This window comes from Paenibacillus sp. FSL W8-1187, from assembly GCF_037965485.1.
In the GTDB taxonomy this organism is placed as follows: domain Bacteria; phylum Bacillota; class Bacilli; order Paenibacillales; family Paenibacillaceae; genus Paenibacillus_O; species Paenibacillus_O pasadenensis.
The window spans coordinates 4680003-4696233 of record NZ_CP150181.1 but is presented as its reverse complement, the minus strand read 5'-3'; the positions used below and the strand labels follow the sequence as shown (position 1 = coordinate 4696233).

Here is a 16231-nt window from a genome sequence, read left to right as displayed (position 1 = left end):
TGCTACGCATGAATGTTTACCGATATGAGCAAAATCCGCTGGTGACGCCGGCCGACGTGAAGCCGCATCGCGACGATTTCGAGGTGATCGGCGCCTTCAACGCCGGGGTGGCGGAATACGGCGGGGAGGTCATCCTGCTGCTGCGCGTGGCGGAGCGGCCGGTCAGCCCGGATCCGTCCGTCGTGCTGGCCCCTGTCTATAACGTGGAGAAGGGCGAGCTCGACCTCGTTCCGATCCGCAAGGACGACGAGAGCTACGACTTCTCCGATCCGCGCGTCATCGTGCGGCGCGACCAGGCGCCGGCGTTCGAATACTTGACGTCGCTGTCGTACCTGCGCATCGCCCGCAGCCGCGACGGACGGAATTTCACGATCGACGACGAGCCGTTCATTTATCCGTCGCAGCCGCTGGAGAGCTTCGGCATCGAGGATCCGCGCATCACGCAGATCGGCGATACGTACTATATCTATTTCTCGGCGGTGTCGCCGGTCGGCATCGGCGAGTCGCTCGTCTCGACCAAGGACTTCAAGACCGTGGAGCATCACGGCATGATCTTCGGGCCGGACAACAAGGACGTGCTCATCTTCCCGGAGCGCATCGGCGGCAAGCATTACGCCCTGCACCGGCCGACGACCAAAAGCTGCGGCCGCCCGGAAATGTGGATCGCCGAGTCGGACAACCTGCTCTACTGGGGCAACCACCGGCATCTGATCGGGCTGCGCGACGGCATGTGGGACAGCGGCCGCATCGGCGGCGGCGCGGTGCCGATCCGCACGGACCGCGGCTGGCTGGAGCTGTACCATGGCGCGACCAAGGACCACCGCTACTGCATGGGCGCGGTGCTGCTCGACCTGGACGATCCGTCCCGGGTCGTCGCCCGCTCGGGCCGGCCGATCCTGGAGCCGGATGCGGCCTACGAGGCGGACGGCTTCTTCGGCGGCGTCGTGTTCTCGTGCGGCGCGCTGGTCGACGGCGATGTCGTCCGCATGTACTACGGCGCGGCCGATACGTCGATGGCCTGCGCCGAGCTCAGCCTCGCGGAGATTTTGGACAGCCTGGAGCCGGTCTGAGGCGATGGGGCGTCCGTCGCCGTCCTGCCGGGACGGCGGCGAGTCCCCGATCGGGCTGGACAGGGCGCAAGCCCAAAAAAGCATGGTTCCCTTTCAAGGGAGCCATGCTTTTTTGCTGTCTGCTCGCCGCGCCTCGGAGCATCCTCCAGACCAAGTCCGCCCGCCGATCCGCCGGCGGCCAAGCGGGACGGCCAAGCGGGAGCGGGCGCGCCTCGCTGAAGCGGCAGCCCGGCCTACGTGCCGAAGCGCTTGCGGTAGCCGCATTTGCGGCACAGCTCCTCGACCGCTTCGCGGCGGGAGAAGCCGTCGTACAGCTTTTGCGCGCGATCGCCCTGGATGATATCGGAGAAGCTCGCCTGATTGATGTTGCCGAGGTTGATGATGCCTTCGCCGTCGAGGCAGCAGGGCACGACGGTGCCGTTCGCCAGGATGGCGGCCTGGTTGCGCAGGCCGTGGCAGAAGCCTTTGCCGTCGTCCTCCTCGGCGTTCAGGTCGGGCCACTCGAACTCGTGGTCCTGGTTCAAGTAGAAGCGGTCGGCCAGCTTGAGCCCCGAGCCGCGCTTGAACTGCTCCTCGATCGGCTCCGTCAGGCCGAGCTCGCGCTCGATGATCGCCAGCACCTCGCGGTTGCGCTTCAGCTCCAGATTGGTCGCATTGTCCTTGCGCAGGTTCCAGAGGCGGAGCGAGAACAGGACGTCCGTCGACGCCAGCGCTTCCTGGATGAACGTCAGGATCGTCGTGACGTACGCTTCCTTGTCGGTGGAGCCGGCATGGCCGTCGAAGCTGTGCAGCGAGAAGTTCATCTGCCGCAGCGCCGGCTTGCCGAGCAGCTTGGCCTTGTTTTTTTCGATCAGCGTGCCGTTCGTCGTGATGTTCACCTTGAAGCCTTTGTCGTGGCTGATGTCGAGCAGCTGGTCGAGCTTCGGATGCAGCAGCGGCTCGCCTTTTACATGAAGGTAGACGGAATCCGTATAGGGCTTGATCTCGTCCAGCCGCTTGGCGAAGTCCTCGGGCTTCAGGAAGCTTTTTTCCCGCAGCGTCGGCGGACAGAAGTGGCAGGCCAAGTTGCAGACGCTCGTGATTTCGATATAGAATTTCTGGAATTTCTTCATCGGTGCGGGCCTCGATTCGGTGATGCGGGATGATGGCGGCGGCGTCTGCGAATGGATGAAAGGATGCAGAGCCCCCTCGTGTATCATACCATTTCGCGCGGCATTCGGCTCCTTCTCTTTGCTAATATTTTTGTCGATCAATGCCGATATATGTCGGTGGTCAACAGCATGCTTTAGGGGGAAACAACTTGGACATCAAACATCAACAACGTAAGCCTTGGCTGCAGCTGCTGCTCGCAGCCGCCTTGCTCTGCACCGGCTGGAACTTCGGCGCGGCATCTGCCTTGGCGGTGCCGCCGCAGCCCCAGGTCGTTTTTTCGGACAAAGTCGTGACGGAGAACGCGGTCGAGAACGGCACGTCGGCGGTCCTGAACGGGACGGTCGCGGACCAAGTCTATATGGGCCCGGATTACGAGCGGTTTTTCCTTGTCGACGAATATGTCGTTTCCGGAATTCCGCAGAACGGACAGAAGGTGCCGGCCGATCCGGCCGCCGCGGGCCTCGCGTTCCAAGGACAGATCAGCGGGCTGACGCCGGGCAAGTCGTATCAGTATTCCGCTTGCCTGCAAAAGGACGGCGAATCGGTTGCTCTTTGCGCGAATGCAGCTGCATTCCAAGCCTATCGGACGCTGTCGTGGTTCGAGCCGTTTGAACTCGATCTGCCGCGCAGCACGCCGCTGGACGAGGTGAAGAAGCTGATGCCGGAAACGGTGCGGGCTCATTTCACCGACGGCACTTCGGAGCTCTATCCGGTGTCTTGGAATCTCAATGCGTACGAGTGGGACAGCCGGCTGAGCGGATACAAGCAGTACGAGACCGGCGGCCAGATCATCATCCGCGGAGCGGCCGAGCTGCCGGACGGCAATACCGTCCGCTATGAAGAAATGGCGACGGATGACCCGCGCTTCATCATCAACATGCCGCTCATCGAGATGACCGGGGCGGCGCCGGTCGAGGATCGGACGGTCGTCGTCGGCACGACGCTGGCGCAGGCGAAGAGCAAGCTGCCGAAGCGGGTCGAGTTCAGCTTCGAGGATGGCGTCGAAGCGTTGCTGGACGTCAAGTGGGATTCGGGAACGCCGGCTTTCGACGGCGCCCGGAAAGGGACCTATCTGTTCAAGGGAACGCCGCTTTGTCCGAGGCTTGATCGCCGGGCAATGCCGGCGAGCGTCGAGCCGGGGGGCGATTCCTGCGAAGCGTTCGCCAATGCCGCCGAAGTCCAGGCGAGCGCCTACGTCCATGTCGTCGACTACAAGTGGCAGCTCGTCGGTCCGGCCGGCTTCACGCCGGAGCCCGGCAGCGAGCATCGCTTCTTCTACGATGCGGTCAACGTTCCTTACGTCGCCTTCTCTGATGCTTCTGCGGACGGAGCGCTGTCGGTCATGAAGATGGAGGGAGGCGTCTGGACCTATGTCGGCGCCCCAGGCTTCATCGGAAGCCATGTATCCAACGTCCAGGCGGCATTCAACAGCGTGAATCCCAATGATAAAAAGCTGTACGTTTCCTTCATCGACGGCGATGGCACCGTGAAGGCGGCGTCATACGAGGCAGGCAGCTGGACTTCCATGCCATCGGCCGGCTCGGCGCTGGCCGGGGAGCGTGGCGCGCTGGCAATGGGCATGGACTGGGACGGCCCGGTGCTCGTGTACGCGGATGCGGATGAAAACGGCAAAGCGACGATGAAAAAATGGGATAAAGGAAGCAAAGCGTGGAGCAGCTTCGGCACGCCGGGCTTCAGCGACGGCCGCGTCAGCGGCTTGTCGATCATCGATACGTTCGCCGCGTATTTTACCGTCAGCGCTTTTGAAAACGGCGTTCTGAACGTGTATGGCTATGTGTATTACCCCTCGATGAACTGGGAAAAGCTCAGCGGCGCGGCGGCGGCTTCTCCGGCCGGAAGCGCGCTCATTCCGTTCAAGTACAATTATGACTCGATGGCTCTGTCGATGGATGACAAAGGCGTCTCCGTCCTGATCTGGGATTGGAACAATCGGAAATGGTCCGCCTCCAATCTGCCGCCTGTGCTGGCGCAGCCGGCGAAGCTGGCGGACGTCGCGGTAGACGAGCAGGCAAAGGTTCTTTATGTCGCTTTTGAAGATCAAGGAAAAATTACGGTGCGCAAGCTGAACGGCTCCGAGTGGGTGACGGCGGGCGCCGCGCAGTTCACAGCCGGCGGCGCGTCCGAGCTGCGCCTGCAAATCATCGACGGCATCCCGCATGTGTCGATCGTCGACGACATGCACGGCGGCAAGCTGACCGTGCTGAACTATCGCGCCTGGTACGATCCGGCTGCAGTGACCGGCGCCGCCAGCGAAGTGGCGGAAACGTCGGCCCGCATCGAAGGCTCGGCGCAGGGAACGCTGTCGCGCCGCGGTATGGAATACCGCGAGCAGGCGGACGGAGCGGCATGGATCGTCATTGACGGCGGCCAAGGCCCGGGCAGCATCTCCGTCAAGCTGGACTCGCTCAAGCCGGGCACCGGGTATGAATTCCGCGCGTATGGGGACAGCCAGGAAGGCCGGATCTATGGCGACATCGCCGCCTTCCGCACGAAGGCGAAGCAGGAAACGGAAGTGCTGGAAACGAGCGGGCCGGCATGGACGCCGTCTCCGAGCGCGTCGCCGACGCCGACGGCAGCGCCGACGTCCACGCCGACGCCTGCTCCGACAGCAGGCGAATACAAAGCCTATATGAAGGGCTATCCGGACGGAAGCTTCTTGCCTCAAGGCAGTGTCACCCGCGCGGAAGTCGCGGCGATCCTGAGCCGCACGATGGATAAAAAGGCATCGGCAGCGACGGACGCCAAAAGTTTCAAGGACGTGCCCTCCGGCTTCTGGGCCGGCAAGGACATCGCCATTGTTGCCCGGCAAGGATGGATGAACGGCTCCGGCGACGGCAGCTTCCGTCCGGGCCGCGCCGTGACGCGCGCGGAGATGGCGCAGATTCTGCTCAACGTCTACGGCAAGCAAGAGCAGGCCGCCGCCGTGCCGAGCTACCCGGATGCGGCCGGCCACTGGGCGGCAGCGGCAATCGCTTCCGCAGAAGCCCGCGGCTGGCTGCCGGGCTATGCCGACGGCAAGTTCCATCCGAACCAGCCGCTGACGCGGGTGGAGACGGTTCGCCTGTTCAACTCCCTGCTTGGTCGCAGCGGCAACGCGCAGGCGAAGCAGGTGTGGACCGACGTCAAGCCGGGAGATGCCGACTTTGCCGACATCATGGCCGCATCGGTCGATTACCGCTTCTAGCCGAAACGCATCGGACGGGCGCGTGCGGATACGGCATCGCCTCTCCCTGTTCGGTCAGTTACGCTTCAAGAGCCAGGAGCCTGCGGGCTCCCGGCTCTTTTTCGATTCGGGCTCATCCCTCCGGCAGCTCCCGCAGCCGCCGATCCGGATCGGCGTGGATATGCGCGACGCCTTCGCGGCACAGGCCGTACGGCTCCCAGCGGCAGTCGCGGCAGATCGTCGCGATGTCGTCCGGCCGCACGCGCGCGGCGACGGCCTCGCAAATCGCGCCCCAGCTCCGGACGTCGCCGGGCTGCATGCCGACCAGTCCGGCAATCTCGGCGTCCTTGCGGTAGACGCTGGCATTTTCGCAGTGGGAGGGCTGGTCCGCGGGAAACGCCGCGCAGACGGCATCCGGGCCGACGGTCAGCCGGATTGTCGTATCCGGGTCCCGGCGCAGCCGTTCGTAGATGCCGGTCATGTTGGCGCAGAAGCCGTCGGAATAGCCTTTGCCGCGATAGCCGAGCAGGCAGAGCAGATGATGGCCTCGGAGCTCGATGGGGGTCATGGGCAGTCCGCCTTTCCTGGAATAGTCAACTAAAACTATATCACAAGAGGTTGACTATGTGGCGGACGAAAGAAGGAAGCTCGATGGAGAAAGAGGGCTCGGTCGGACAACATGTCTATGCTACAATAAAGTTCATGGAAGGAGAGATGGATGATGCCTATAATCAAGCCCATTTCCGATCTAAGCAATTACAAGGAGCTGCTTCGCGACCTTGCTGAGGATGAGCCTGTCTTTTTAACAATGGACGGACATGGCCGGTATGTGCTGCTGGATATAAAGGAGTACGAGAAGCTAAAGGCTTCTCTCCAGCTCATGACAGAGCTCGCCGAGGGAGAGAGATCCGGCAAAACGGATGGATGGATGAGTCTCCAGGACGTAGAACGGGAATTTGGACTTTAGGGATGATGGAGCTGCGGATTTCTCCTGCTGCTCTGGAGGATATGAAGGACATCAGGCGCTATATAGAGGACGACTTGTCCAATGCGGATGCGGCATCCCGCCTCATGAGAGCCATCGTCGCAACATTCTCCGGGTAATCTACGGCAGGAGGGACTACATTCGGATATTATTCGCAAGTGTCGATGAAGACCGGACGAAAGCCGATGACAGCCAAGATAAAAGCCTCCTGCCTGAGCCTTGAAGGCCGCTGGGAGGCTTTTTGCTTGTCGTCTTTAAAAACCAAGTTGACAACTTGGTTAACTTGTTTTATTCTTGCTTCAGGCTTCATTCAACCGTCGTTCATTCAATGGACGATCGTTCAACGAGCATTCATTATCTTATGGCCAAACTAATTTCGGCTGCCGACTGGACCGCCAGAGGCTCCCGCTCCTTCACCCGACCTCGGGGAAGGCACGGGAGCCTTTTTGCATCCATCCGCCGGTCCGAGGAAAGGAGCGGCATGAGCGACTCTAATGACAATCGCCAAGTTCCATCGCCAGCACCCGACCGCGAGGAGCTCAAGCTCGAAGCCGACTGGCTGTTCCGCAAGCTCGTCCGACGCTTCGTCAAGGAGCGCGACAAGATCGCGCTGGAGGGCGTCTCGCTGCCGGGGCTGCTCGTGCTCGGCACGATTTTGCAGGAGGGCGAGCAGCGGCTCGGCGAGCTGGCGGAGCGGCTGGACTTCACCTCCGGCGCGGTGACCGCCCTCTGCGACAAGCTGGAGAGCGCCGGCTACGCCGAGCGCAGGCGCAGCGCCTCCGACCGCCGCTCGATCGCGCTTGCGATCACGCCGGCCGGCCGCAAGCTGCTGGAGCGCACCCGCGAGGCGGGCGCCCATACGGTCGAGCTGCTGTTCGGCGGCCTCGGGCCAGCCGAGCTGGAGCTGCGCATCGAGCTGTTCCGCGAGCTGCTGCAGCGGCTGGACGGCTTCGCCGAGCGGGTGACGGAGCGGCACGAGCAGGCCTCCGCACGGGCTGCCGCGCCGTCCACTGCACCGGATGCCGCACCGTCCACGGCACCGTCCGCAGCGCCGGCTTCATCGCCGTCCGCCTTGGCGGAGCCGCCGGCCAAGCCGGCCGCACCGCAGCGCCGCAGTCCTTTTATCGGCTACTGATCGCCTGCACCGCCACCATCCCCACACGACAAGGAGAATGAACATGGGACATCCGACGATCTATCCGACCGGCACGACGGTCTATCTGCCCGAGAAGGCCTGGAGCGGCTACACGATCTTCCAGGCGGCCGACACCGGCGCGCTGCTGATCGACATGAACGGCCGCGAGGTGCGGCTGTGGAAAGGGCTGCGGGGATTCCCGAACAAGCTGTTCCCCGGCGGCTATGTGCTCGGCAGCACGGCCGAGCGCGATCCGCGCTACGGCTTTCAGGACGAGAAGAATCTCGTGCAGGTCGACTGGGACGGCAACGTCGTCTGGAAATTCGACCGCTACGAATACATCGAGGATCCCGAGAACGCGCCGCAGTGGATGGCCCGCCAGCACCACGACTACCAGCGCGAGGGCAATCCGGTCGGCTACTACGCGCCGGGGCTGGAGCCGAAGACCGACTCCGGCCATACGATCATCCTGGCGCATAAAAACGTGACCAAGCCGGAAATTTCCGACAAGGAGCTGCTCGACGACACGATCATCGAGGTCGACTGGGAAGGCAACGTCGTCTGGGAATGGGCGGTCAGCGACCACTTCGAGGAGCTCGGCTTCGACGAGGCGGCGCGCGAAGCGCTGCGCCGGGACCCGAACACCCGCGGCTTCGGCACGTTCGCCGGCGACTGGATGCACATCAACTCGGCGTCGGTCCTCGGCCCGAACAAGCACTATGACGCGGGCGACGAGCGGTTCCATCCGGACAACATCATCTGGGACGCACGAGAGACGAACATCACGGCCATCATCGACAAGAAGACCGGCGGCATCGTCTGGAAGCTCGGCCCGGACTACTCCGGCGAGCTGGCGCATATCGGCTGGATCATCGGCCAGCATCACGCCCATCTCATCCCGCAGGGGCTGCCGGGCGAAGGCAACATCCTTCTCTTCGACAACGGCGGCTGGGGCGGCTACGGCGCGCCGAACGCCGAGGCGCCGGACGGCGTGAAGGTCGCCCGCCGCGACCACTCGCGCATCCTGGAGATCAACCCGGTCACGCTGCAGATCGAGTGGCAGTACACGCCGACCGAGGCTGGCTTCCAGGCCCCGCTCGACTCGTACCGGTTCTACAGCCCGTACATCAGCAGCGCGCAGCGGCTGCCGAACGGCAACACGCTCATCACCGAGGGCGCGGACGGCCGCATCTTCGAGGTGACACGCGAGCATGAGCTCGTCTGGGAGTACATCTCCCCTTATAAAAACAAGCGCAACTCCAACATGGTGTACCGCGCCTACCGCGCGCCGTACGAGTGGGCGCCGCAGGCGGAGCGTCCGGTCGAGACGGCGATCGAGCCGCTCGACGTCGCGGACTTCCGGCTGCCGGGGGCGGCGGGACGCGGACCGGCGGCCGTCGTCGAGGTCGAGGGCACGGCCGAGTACGGCGAAGGCGCGCTATGCGTCGCCCGCATCGACGAGACGATCGCCAAGGAAGAGGCAAAGGAGCAGGATCCGACATGAGAATCCGACTGAACCGGCTGGCGGGGACGCTCGCCGCAGCCGCGCTCTTCGTGCTGCTGCTGTCCGGCTGCGGCAGCGAGGCCGAGGGCAGCGGCGTCGACAAGGTGAAGCTGAAGATCGCCGACATCTCCACGAACATCACGTTCCGCGTCGCGCTGGAGAAGGGCTTTTTCGAGAAGCATGGCGTGGACGCCGAGCTCGTGACGTTCGCGACGCCGGCCGAGGGCGTGAACTCGCTGTTCATCAAGCAGGTCGACGTCGCCTTCGGCGCGGACTTCCCGCTGCTGAACGCGGTGAGCAAGGGCGATTATGCGATCTTCGCCTCCTCCGGCACGGCGACGGATCTGAGCGCGAGCGACTGGAAGCTGTTCGTGCGGCCGGACGTGAAGAGCGGCGCCGATCTGAAGGGCCGGAGCTTGAGCTTCCTGCGGGGCACGTTCCTGCCTTACCTGTGGGACGTCTATCTGGGGGAGCAGGGGCTGAAGCTGGACGACGTCAAGCTGATCGGCCAGGGCGGTCTCGACGAGGCGTACGTGGCGCTGCGCAAGGGCGAGATCGACGCGGTCTGGGTATTCGGCGCGATCAACCACGAGAAATTCTCCGCGATCGAAGGCGTCCATGAGCTGAGCGACATGTCCAAGACGCCGGTCCGGCTCGGCACCGGGCTGATCGCTACGAACGAGCTGCTGCAAAAGGAACCCGAGGCGGTGACCGGATTCCTGAAAGCTCTCGACGAAGCGTCGTCCTACGCCCAGGCGAATCCGGACGAGACGGCGGACATCCTTTACAAGACGGTCAAGCAGCCGCGGGAAGCGACGCTCAAGGACTTGCCGAAAAACCCGTGGAGCATCGGCTTCACCGACAAAGCCTACGAAGGGCTGAAAAGCCAGAAGAAGTACATGGTCGACAATGGCATCATCCAGCAGGACTTCGACCTGGACGGCAAGCTGAAGCTGGATCTCGTGCGGGCGGCATTCCCGGACCGCGTGATCGAATTGAAGGAATAGAGGAGGCGATGGGCGATGGGTACGGCGATGAGGAAGGCGCAGGGGCAGGCAGCGGAGGAAGCGGCCGAGAGAAGGGCGGCGAAGGCGGCAGCGATGAGGACGGCGCGGACGTCGGAGCCGGCAGCGGCGCAGCAGCGGCAAGCGGCGGAGGCGGGCCATGAGATCGACATCCAGCAGCTGAGCAAGAGCTACCCGCATGCGGGGGGAGGCGAGCCGCAGGAAATCCTCCGCGAGGTCGATCTGACGGTGCGGAGCGGGGAGTTCTTCATCCTGCTCGGCCCGAGCGGCTGCGGCAAGTCGACGCTGCTCGGCCTCATCGCCGGCTTCGTCGCCAAGACGAGCGGCCGGCTGCGCGTCGGCGAGCGCGAGGTGGAGCGGCCGGGGCCGGACCGGGCGGTCGTGTTCCAGCAGGCGGATTCGTCGCTGTTTCCGTGGCTGACGGTGCGCGAGAACGTCGAGTTCGGGCTGCGCATGAAAAAGACGAAGGCGCCGGAGCGCCGCGCCATCTCGGACCGGTACATCGGGCTCGTCGGCCTGACGGGCCACGAGGACAAGTTTCCGCGCGAGCTGTCCGGCGGCATGAAGCAGCGCGTCCAGCTGGCGCGCGTGCTGGCCAACGATCCGGCGATCCTGCTCATGGACGAGCCGTTCGGAGCGCTCGACGCGATGACGCGCCGCACGATGCAGCGGGAGCTCGTGCGCATCTGGCGCGATACGGGCAAGACGGTCATCTTCGTCACCCATGACATCCAGGAGGCGCTGCTGCTCGGCGGGCGCATCGGCATCATGTCGCCCGGCCCGTCCTCGCGCATCAGCGACATCTACGACGTGGCGCTCGCCTATCCGCGCGACATCGCGGACCCGGCGTTCCATGAGCTGCATGCGCGCATCCAGGGGCATTTCGACGAATAGGGGGAGACGGCTATGACCATCACGGACAAGACGAAACGGGTCCTGCTGCAGCTCGCCTTCTGGGCGGGGCTGCTGGCGCTGTGGCAGGGACTCGCCTCGGCCTACGGGCCGGAAATCCTGCCGGGGCCGGCGCAGACGGCGCGCGGCGGCTGGGAGCTGCTGGCGGACGGCACTCTGCCGTCGTACATCGGCATCAGCTTCACCCGGGTGCTGCTCGGCTGGAGCCTCGGCAGCCTGATCGCGATTCCGCTCGGCCTGCTCATCGGGCGGGTCGGAGCGATCCGCGCCTTCGCCGAGCCGTTCCTGAACTTTATCCGCTTCATCCCGCCGATCGCGTTCATCACGCTGTTCCTGATCTGGTTCGGCATCGGCGAGACGTCCAAGGTGATGCTCATCCTGTACGCGACGCTGTTCATCGTACTGCTCAATACGCTTACCGGCGTGCTGTCCGTGGAGGAGGACCGGATCCGCTCCGCGCGCAGCATGGGCGCATCCGACTGGCAGATCGTGCGTCATGTCGTCGTTCCGGCGACGGTGCCGTACATGTTCACCGGCATCCGGCTGGCGATGGGCACGTCGTTCATGGCGATCATCGGCGCGGAGATGATCGCCTCCAACGAAGGCGTCGGCTACCTCATCTGGAACTCGCGGCTGTTCTTCCGCACCGACTGGATCTTCGTCGGCCTCATCAGCCTCGGGCTGATGGGCTTCGTCACCGACCGCGCGGTGGCGCTGCTCGGACGCAAGCTGCTCGGCCGGTACGGCGTCGTGAGCACGGGCAGCCTGCGGCGGTAAAGGGGATGGAGCGGGCTTGCAGCAAAAAGCGCATGGAGTTTCCATGCGCTTTTTTGGCTTTCCTCTATTTTCGTTGCGGCAAAATCAAGTCGAGGTCAAGGGGGAGAGGCTCTTGCGGCGCATTAGGAATATAGAATCAACCTATTTGTATGATTAATCGCACCAGATGGCTTTCTGGCCGACGGCCTCGCCATACTTCCGCCCTGGTGCCCGCCGCTGGAATGAGGCATGATGGTGGCACGGAATCCGCGGAAACCGGAGAGAGGATGAAGAAGATGCAGGCATCAGCCATGATCCCCGAAGAACGCATCCACATCGAGCTGAAGCGCATCGAGTCGGAAGAAAAGGTCCGCATTCTATACGCCTGCGAGTCAGGCAGCCGCGCGTGGGGCTTTCCTTCGCAGGACAGCGATTACGACGTGCGCTTCCTGTACGCGCATCCGACGGAGTGGTACTTGAGCGTGCATCCGGGACGCGACGTCATCGAGCGGCCGATCTCGGAGCGGCTGGACCTCAGCGGGTGGGACATCCGCAAGGCGCTTCAGCTGCTCGCGAAGTCCAACCCGCCGCTGCTGGAGTGGCTGCATTCGCCGATCCGCTATCTCGAATGGGGCACGGTTGTCGGCAGCATGCGCGAGATGACGCCGGACCTGTATTCGCCGAGAAGCTCGATCCATCACTACCTCCATCTTGGGGAAGGCAACTTCCGCGATTACTTGCAGGGCGAGCGGGTACGGCTGAAGAAATACTTCTACGTATTGCGTTCGGTGCTCGCCTGCCAGTGGCTGGCAGAGCGCGGAGGCATTCCGCCGGTGGCGTTCCGCGAGCTGGTCGAAGCGCTGCTGCCGGCTGGAGAGCTGAAGGACACGGTCGAAGAGCTGCTGCGGCGCAAGCGAAGCGGAGAAGAAATGGACAGCGAGCCGCCGTTTCCGCTGCTGCACCGCTACCTGGAGCAGCGGCTCGTGGAGCTGAGAGAGCAGGCGGGACGGATGCCGCAGGCGGAAAAGCCGCCGGACAGCCTGCTGGACGCATGGTTCCGAGCGGCGCTTCGCGAGAGCGATGCCGCGCCTTGGACAGAACGGAGCGATCCTGCGCCACGCTGATTTTTCATAGGATTCAATTTCAAGGAGGCTGAACATTCATGGCGTATCAAGTCATCGACGGCGTATCCGTCTGGGGCGATCCCGACGAGAGCGCGCTGCAGCAGGCGAGAACCTGCGCCGCCCACGGCCGCGTCGTCAAGACGCTGCTCATGGCGGACCATCATAAAGGCTACAGCCAGCCGATCGGCGGCGTCGTCGCGTACGACGGGCAGATCTCGCCGTCGGGCGTCGGCTACGACATCGCCTGCGGCAACAAGGCCGTGCGCACGACGCTGCTCGCGAGCGACATCAAGCCGCGCCTCGGGCGCATCATGGACGGCATCGCGGCGAACGTCTCGTTCGGCGTGGGCCGAGTGAACGGCGAGCGCGTCGACCACGAGCTGTTCGACGATCCCGACTGGGACGTCTACCGGACCGTCGGCAAGCAGGAGCATGACAAGCTGAAGGCGCTGGCGCGGGACCAGCTCGGCACGGTCGGCAGCGGCAACCATTTTGTCGACTTGTTCGAGGAGGAAGGAACGGGCCGGCTGTGGGTCGCCAACCACTTCGGCAGCCGAGGCTTCGGCCATCGGACGGCGAGCGGGTTCCTGAACCTTGCGGCGGGACGCCGGTTCATGGACCGGGCGCCGGGCGAGAGCATGGACCAGCCGCCCGTGCTGCTGGAGCTGGCGGACGAGCTCGGCGACATGTACGAGCGGGCGATGCGGCTCGCCGGCCGCTACGCGTATGCGGGACGCGACTACGTGATGGACAAGGTGCTCGGCCTGCTCGGCCTGCTCGGCGCGGAGGCGGACTTCGCCGTGCACAACCACCATAACTTCGCTTGACGCGAGATGCATGAGGGCCGGGAGAGCGTCGTGGTCCGCAAAGGCGCGACGCCGTCGGCGCCGGGCCAGCTCGGCTTCATCGGGGGCAGCATGGGCGACATCTCCGTCATCGTGCGCGGACGGGATACGGACGAGAACCGCGACGCCTGCTGGAGCACCGTGCACGGCGCGGGCCGCGTCATGAGCCGCACGCAGGCGGCGGGCAAGATGAACTGGAAGACTCGCCGGCGCCTGGGCGGCGAAATCAGCGAGGAGCGGATGCGCGAGGCGGTGCGGGCTTATGGCGTCGAGCTGCGCGGCGCGGGCACGGACGAGAGTCCGTTCGTCTACCGGCAGCTGCAGCAGGTGCTGGATGCCCATGCCGGCACGATCGAGGTGCTGCACCGGCTGCGGCCGATCGGCGTCTGCATGGCCGGCGCGGATGAGCATGATCCGTACAAAGATTGAATTTCCCTCCAGATCTGCCGATAGATAGAAGGGCGCTTCGCAAGAAGCGGAATCTATCACCAGCCTGGAGGGTCTACGGAAATGAAACGAATCATCGGAGCCGCGGCAGCGGCTGCGCTGCTGACGATGGCGGCGGCATGCGGCGGCGGGAATTCCGAAAATGGCGGGAACGAAGGCGCGGCATCGAGTCCGGCGCCGAGCTCGGCGGCATCCGCGGCGCCGGCCGCATCCCCGGCCAAGGGCGTCGAAGTCGACAAAGGGCTGCTGAACCACGAGATCACGCTGCCGGCTTCTTTTTTTGAAGGCCAGGAGCTCGACGCGGCCATCGAGGCCGCCAAGAAAAACGGCGTGACGGACGTGAAGCGCAACGAGGACGGCTCCGTCACCTACAAGATGCCGCGCAGCGTGCACGGCAAGATGATGGACGAGATGAAAGCCAGCCTGCTGACGTCGATCGACGAGCTGAAGGCCGGAGAGACGTTCCAGTCGGTCAAGGACATCGAATACAGCAAGGACTTCTCGGAGTTCACGCTGATCGTCGACCAGGCGAAGTTCGAGGGCTCGTTCGACGCGTTCGCGGCGATAGGCGTGGCGCTTCCGGCGATGTACTACCGGCTGTTCGACGGCGTGCCGCAGGACGAGAACAAGGTGACCGTCAAGATGCAGGATCAGGCGTCGGGCGAAGTGTTCCAGACGGTCGTCTATCCGGACGCGATGGAAGCGATGGGCCAATAGCGCGACAGCTCAATAGGAACCGCATCGGAGCGCAAGCGCGTTTCGGGGACGGATAGGACGGATAGCAAAGCCGGGGCTTGGCAGACAAGCCCCGGCTTTTTGCCGTCTCCAGATCGGCCGCTCGGCCGCGCCGGCCGGATCGTCCGGAGCAGGCGGTCATGAGCCCGCGAGTGCCGCTTGCGGGCGTGCGGCGGGTTTGTCCTGACAGCGGCGCCGCGAACGGATACAATGATCCCAGGGCATCCAAACTTTTCCTCGGACGAGGAAGCCGGGAGGCGGAGCGGTCATGGAGAACAGGGAGAAGCAGCGGCTGGCGTTCCGGGAGGACGGCACGTTCACGATCGTGCAGTTCACCGACTTGCATTGGCAGAACGGAGAAGAGCGGGACCTGCGGACGCGGGCGCTCATGGAAAAGGTGCTGGAGGCGGAAAAGCCGGATCTGATCGTCTTCACCGGCGATCTCATCTACAGCGAGTCCTGCGCGGAGCCGCTCGAATCGGCCCGCCAGGCGACGGCTGCCGCTGGCGCGAGCGGCAGCCCTTGGGCAGCCGTGCTCGGCAACCACGATGCCGAGGCGGGCTCGGGCGTCACGCGCGAAGAGCTGCATCGGACGCTCATGGGACTGCCGGGCAGCCTGACCGGCGATACGCCGGGGGTGACCGGCTGCGGCAATTATGCGCTGGAGATCGACGGTCCGGGAGGAGGCGCGACGCTCTATTTCCTCGACAGCGGCGACTATTCCCGGCAGCCGGGCGTGCCCGGGTACAGCTGGCTCGCGCGCGACCAGGCGGAATGGTACGCCTCGCGCTCGCGCGAGCGAGCGAGGCAGGCAGGGGGCGCGGCGCCTCCGGCGCTGATGTTCTTCCACATCCCGCTGCCGGAGCATGCCGAGGCGTGGGAGGCGGAGGGCTGCCGCGGAGAGCGCCATGAGGCGGTCTGCTGCGCCGGCGTGAACGGCGGTATGTTCGCCGCGCTGCTCGAGGGCGGCGACGTGTCCGGCGTATTCGTCGGACATGACCATATCAACGACTACGTCGGCGAGCTGCACGGCATCTCGCTCGGCTACGGCCGGGCGACCGGGTATGCGACCTACGGCAAGGAAGGCTTTCCGCGCGGCGCGCGCGTCATCCGGCTGACCGAAGGGCGGCGGGACTTCGACAGCTGGCTGCGCCTCGAGGGCGGGGAGCAGGTCCGGCAGGCGCCGGCGAAGCGGCCGGCGGCCGGCGAAAAGGCCTAGGACGCCGAAAATACGAACCGAATGAGGCGGCGGACGAGGAGCTCGAACGCCGCCTCTTCCTCTTTCGGCTACGCTTTTTTCCTGCGAAGAAACCGTTATCATCGCGCTGCCGCTATGCTATACTGGCGCAGAAGCTGG

General features: G+C 64.5%; 13 protein-coding genes and 1 pseudogene. 12 read left to right on the top strand and 2 right to left on the bottom strand.

What is annotated here, in order from left to right; translation table 11 throughout:
* Nucleotides 1–8 precede the first annotated feature (8 nt).
* The gene (locus tag NYE40_RS20305; RefSeq protein WP_101808180.1) at nucleotides 9–1070 is read left to right on the top strand and encodes a glycoside hydrolase family 130 protein; all 1062 of its coding nucleotides are present in this window, start codon (nucleotides 9–11) and stop codon (nucleotides 1068–1070) included.
* Nucleotides 1071–1303: 233 nt separating this feature from the next.
* On the opposite strand, the gene NYE40_RS20300 is transcribed toward NYE40_RS20305, so the two are convergent.
* Nucleotides 1304–2182 (bottom strand): radical SAM/SPASM domain-containing protein, encoded by an 879-nt coding sequence (locus tag NYE40_RS20300; RefSeq protein WP_028598758.1) that lies wholly within the window; start codon nucleotides 2180–2182, stop codon nucleotides 1304–1306.
* Nucleotides 2183–2370: 188 nt separating this feature from the next.
* On the opposite strand from NYE40_RS20300, the gene NYE40_RS20295 reads away from it, so the two are divergent.
* A complete protein-coding gene (locus NYE40_RS20295; protein ID WP_180968406.1) occupies nucleotides 2371–5427 on the top strand; it encodes an S-layer homology domain-containing protein in 3057 nt (1018 codons plus the stop codon).
* A 112-nt stretch (nucleotides 5428–5539) separates the two neighbouring features.
* Here the strand turns inward: NYE40_RS20295 and NYE40_RS20290 are convergent, their stop codons facing one another.
* Nucleotides 5540–5974 (bottom strand): DUF1284 domain-containing protein, encoded by a 435-nt coding sequence (locus NYE40_RS20290; RefSeq protein WP_339278874.1) that lies wholly within the window; start codon nucleotides 5972–5974, stop codon nucleotides 5540–5542.
* A gap of 150 nt (nucleotides 5975–6124) precedes the next feature.
* Between NYE40_RS20290 and NYE40_RS20285 the strand changes: the two genes are divergently transcribed.
* The 10 genes and pseudogenes from NYE40_RS20285 to NYE40_RS20240 all read left to right on the top strand — a co-directional run bounded on the left by NYE40_RS20285 (nucleotide 6125) and on the right by NYE40_RS20240 (nucleotide 16093).
* Nucleotides 6125–6373 carry a prevent-host-death protein gene (locus NYE40_RS20285; RefSeq protein ID WP_339278873.1) on the top strand — a complete coding sequence of 83 codons (249 nt, stop codon included), beginning with the start codon at nucleotides 6125–6127 and terminating at the stop codon, nucleotides 6371–6373.
* 499 nt (nucleotides 6374–6872) lie between these two features.
* Nucleotides 6873–7526, top strand: a complete 654-nt coding sequence (locus NYE40_RS20280) for a MarR family winged helix-turn-helix transcriptional regulator (protein WP_153784253.1) — start codon at nucleotides 6873–6875, stop codon at nucleotides 7524–7526.
* A gap of 43 nt (nucleotides 7527–7569) precedes the next feature.
* Nucleotides 7570–9030, top strand: coding sequence for an aryl-sulfate sulfotransferase (locus NYE40_RS20275; RefSeq protein ID WP_101808176.1), 1461 nt, complete (start codon nucleotides 7570–7572; stop codon nucleotides 9028–9030).
* Complete coding sequence (locus NYE40_RS20270) at nucleotides 9027–10037, top strand: ABC transporter substrate-binding protein (RefSeq protein WP_180968405.1); 1011 nt, start codon at nucleotides 9027–9029, stop codon at nucleotides 10035–10037. Before NYE40_RS20275 ends, NYE40_RS20270 begins: the two co-directional genes overlap by 4 nt.
* 93 nt (nucleotides 10038–10130) lie before the next feature.
* Nucleotides 10131–10949 carry an ABC transporter ATP-binding protein gene (locus tag NYE40_RS20265; RefSeq protein ID WP_101808258.1) on the top strand — a complete coding sequence of 273 codons (819 nt, stop codon included), beginning with the start codon at nucleotides 10131–10133 and terminating at the stop codon, nucleotides 10947–10949.
* Nucleotides 10950–10961: 12 nt separating this feature from the next.
* A complete protein-coding gene (locus NYE40_RS20260) occupies nucleotides 10962–11744 on the top strand; it encodes an ABC transporter permease (RefSeq protein ID WP_101808174.1) in 783 nt (260 codons plus the stop codon).
* Nucleotides 11745–12019: 275 nt separating this feature from the next.
* On the top strand, nucleotides 12020–12847 hold the full coding sequence (locus NYE40_RS20255) for a nucleotidyltransferase domain-containing protein (protein WP_244912732.1): 828 nt from the start codon (nucleotides 12020–12022) through the stop codon (nucleotides 12845–12847).
* 38 nt (nucleotides 12848–12885) lie between these two features.
* A pseudogene (locus NYE40_RS20250) lies at nucleotides 12886–14121 on the top strand (RtcB family protein).
* Nucleotides 14122–14202: 81 nt separating this feature from the next.
* Nucleotides 14203–14856 (top strand): hypothetical protein, encoded by a 654-nt coding sequence (locus NYE40_RS20245; protein WP_101808173.1) that lies wholly within the window; start codon nucleotides 14203–14205, stop codon nucleotides 14854–14856.
* Between the two features lie 286 nt (nucleotides 14857–15142).
* Nucleotides 15143–16093, top strand: a complete 951-nt coding sequence (locus tag NYE40_RS20240; RefSeq protein WP_101808172.1) for a metallophosphoesterase family protein — start codon at nucleotides 15143–15145, stop codon at nucleotides 16091–16093.
* The last annotated feature ends 138 nt before the right edge of the window (nucleotides 16094–16231 follow it).

Bases quoted from the DNA above. Each gene is read 5' to 3' on its own strand.
- NYE40_RS20305 (WP_101808180.1), top strand. From the start codon at position 9: ATGAATGTTTACCGATATGAGCAAAATCCGCTGGTGACGCCGGCCGAC.
- NYE40_RS20300 (WP_028598758.1), bottom strand. From the start codon at position 2,182: ATGAAGAAATTCCAGAAATTCTATATCGAAATCACGAGCGTCTGCAAC.
- NYE40_RS20290 (WP_339278874.1), bottom strand. From the start codon at position 5,974: ATGACCCCCATCGAGCTCCGAGGCCATCATCTGCTCTGCCTGCTCGGC.
- NYE40_RS20285 (WP_339278873.1), top strand. From the start codon at position 6,125: ATGATGCCTATAATCAAGCCCATTTCCGATCTAAGCAATTACAAGGAG.
- NYE40_RS20280 (WP_153784253.1), top strand. From the start codon at position 6,873: ATGAGCGACTCTAATGACAATCGCCAAGTTCCATCGCCAGCACCCGAC.
- NYE40_RS20275 (WP_101808176.1), top strand. From the start codon at position 7,570: ATGGGACATCCGACGATCTATCCGACCGGCACGACGGTCTATCTGCCC.
- NYE40_RS20270 (WP_180968405.1), top strand. From the start codon at position 9,027: ATGAGAATCCGACTGAACCGGCTGGCGGGGACGCTCGCCGCAGCCGCG.
- NYE40_RS20265 (WP_101808258.1), top strand. From the start codon at position 10,131: ATGAGGACGGCGCGGACGTCGGAGCCGGCAGCGGCGCAGCAGCGGCAA.
- NYE40_RS20260 (WP_101808174.1), top strand. From the start codon at position 10,962: ATGACCATCACGGACAAGACGAAACGGGTCCTGCTGCAGCTCGCCTTC.
- NYE40_RS20255 (WP_244912732.1), top strand. From the start codon at position 12,020: ATGCAGGCATCAGCCATGATCCCCGAAGAACGCATCCACATCGAGCTG.
- NYE40_RS20245 (WP_101808173.1), top strand. From the start codon at position 14,203: ATGAAACGAATCATCGGAGCCGCGGCAGCGGCTGCGCTGCTGACGATG.
- NYE40_RS20240 (WP_101808172.1), top strand. From the start codon at position 15,143: ATGGAGAACAGGGAGAAGCAGCGGCTGGCGTTCCGGGAGGACGGCACG.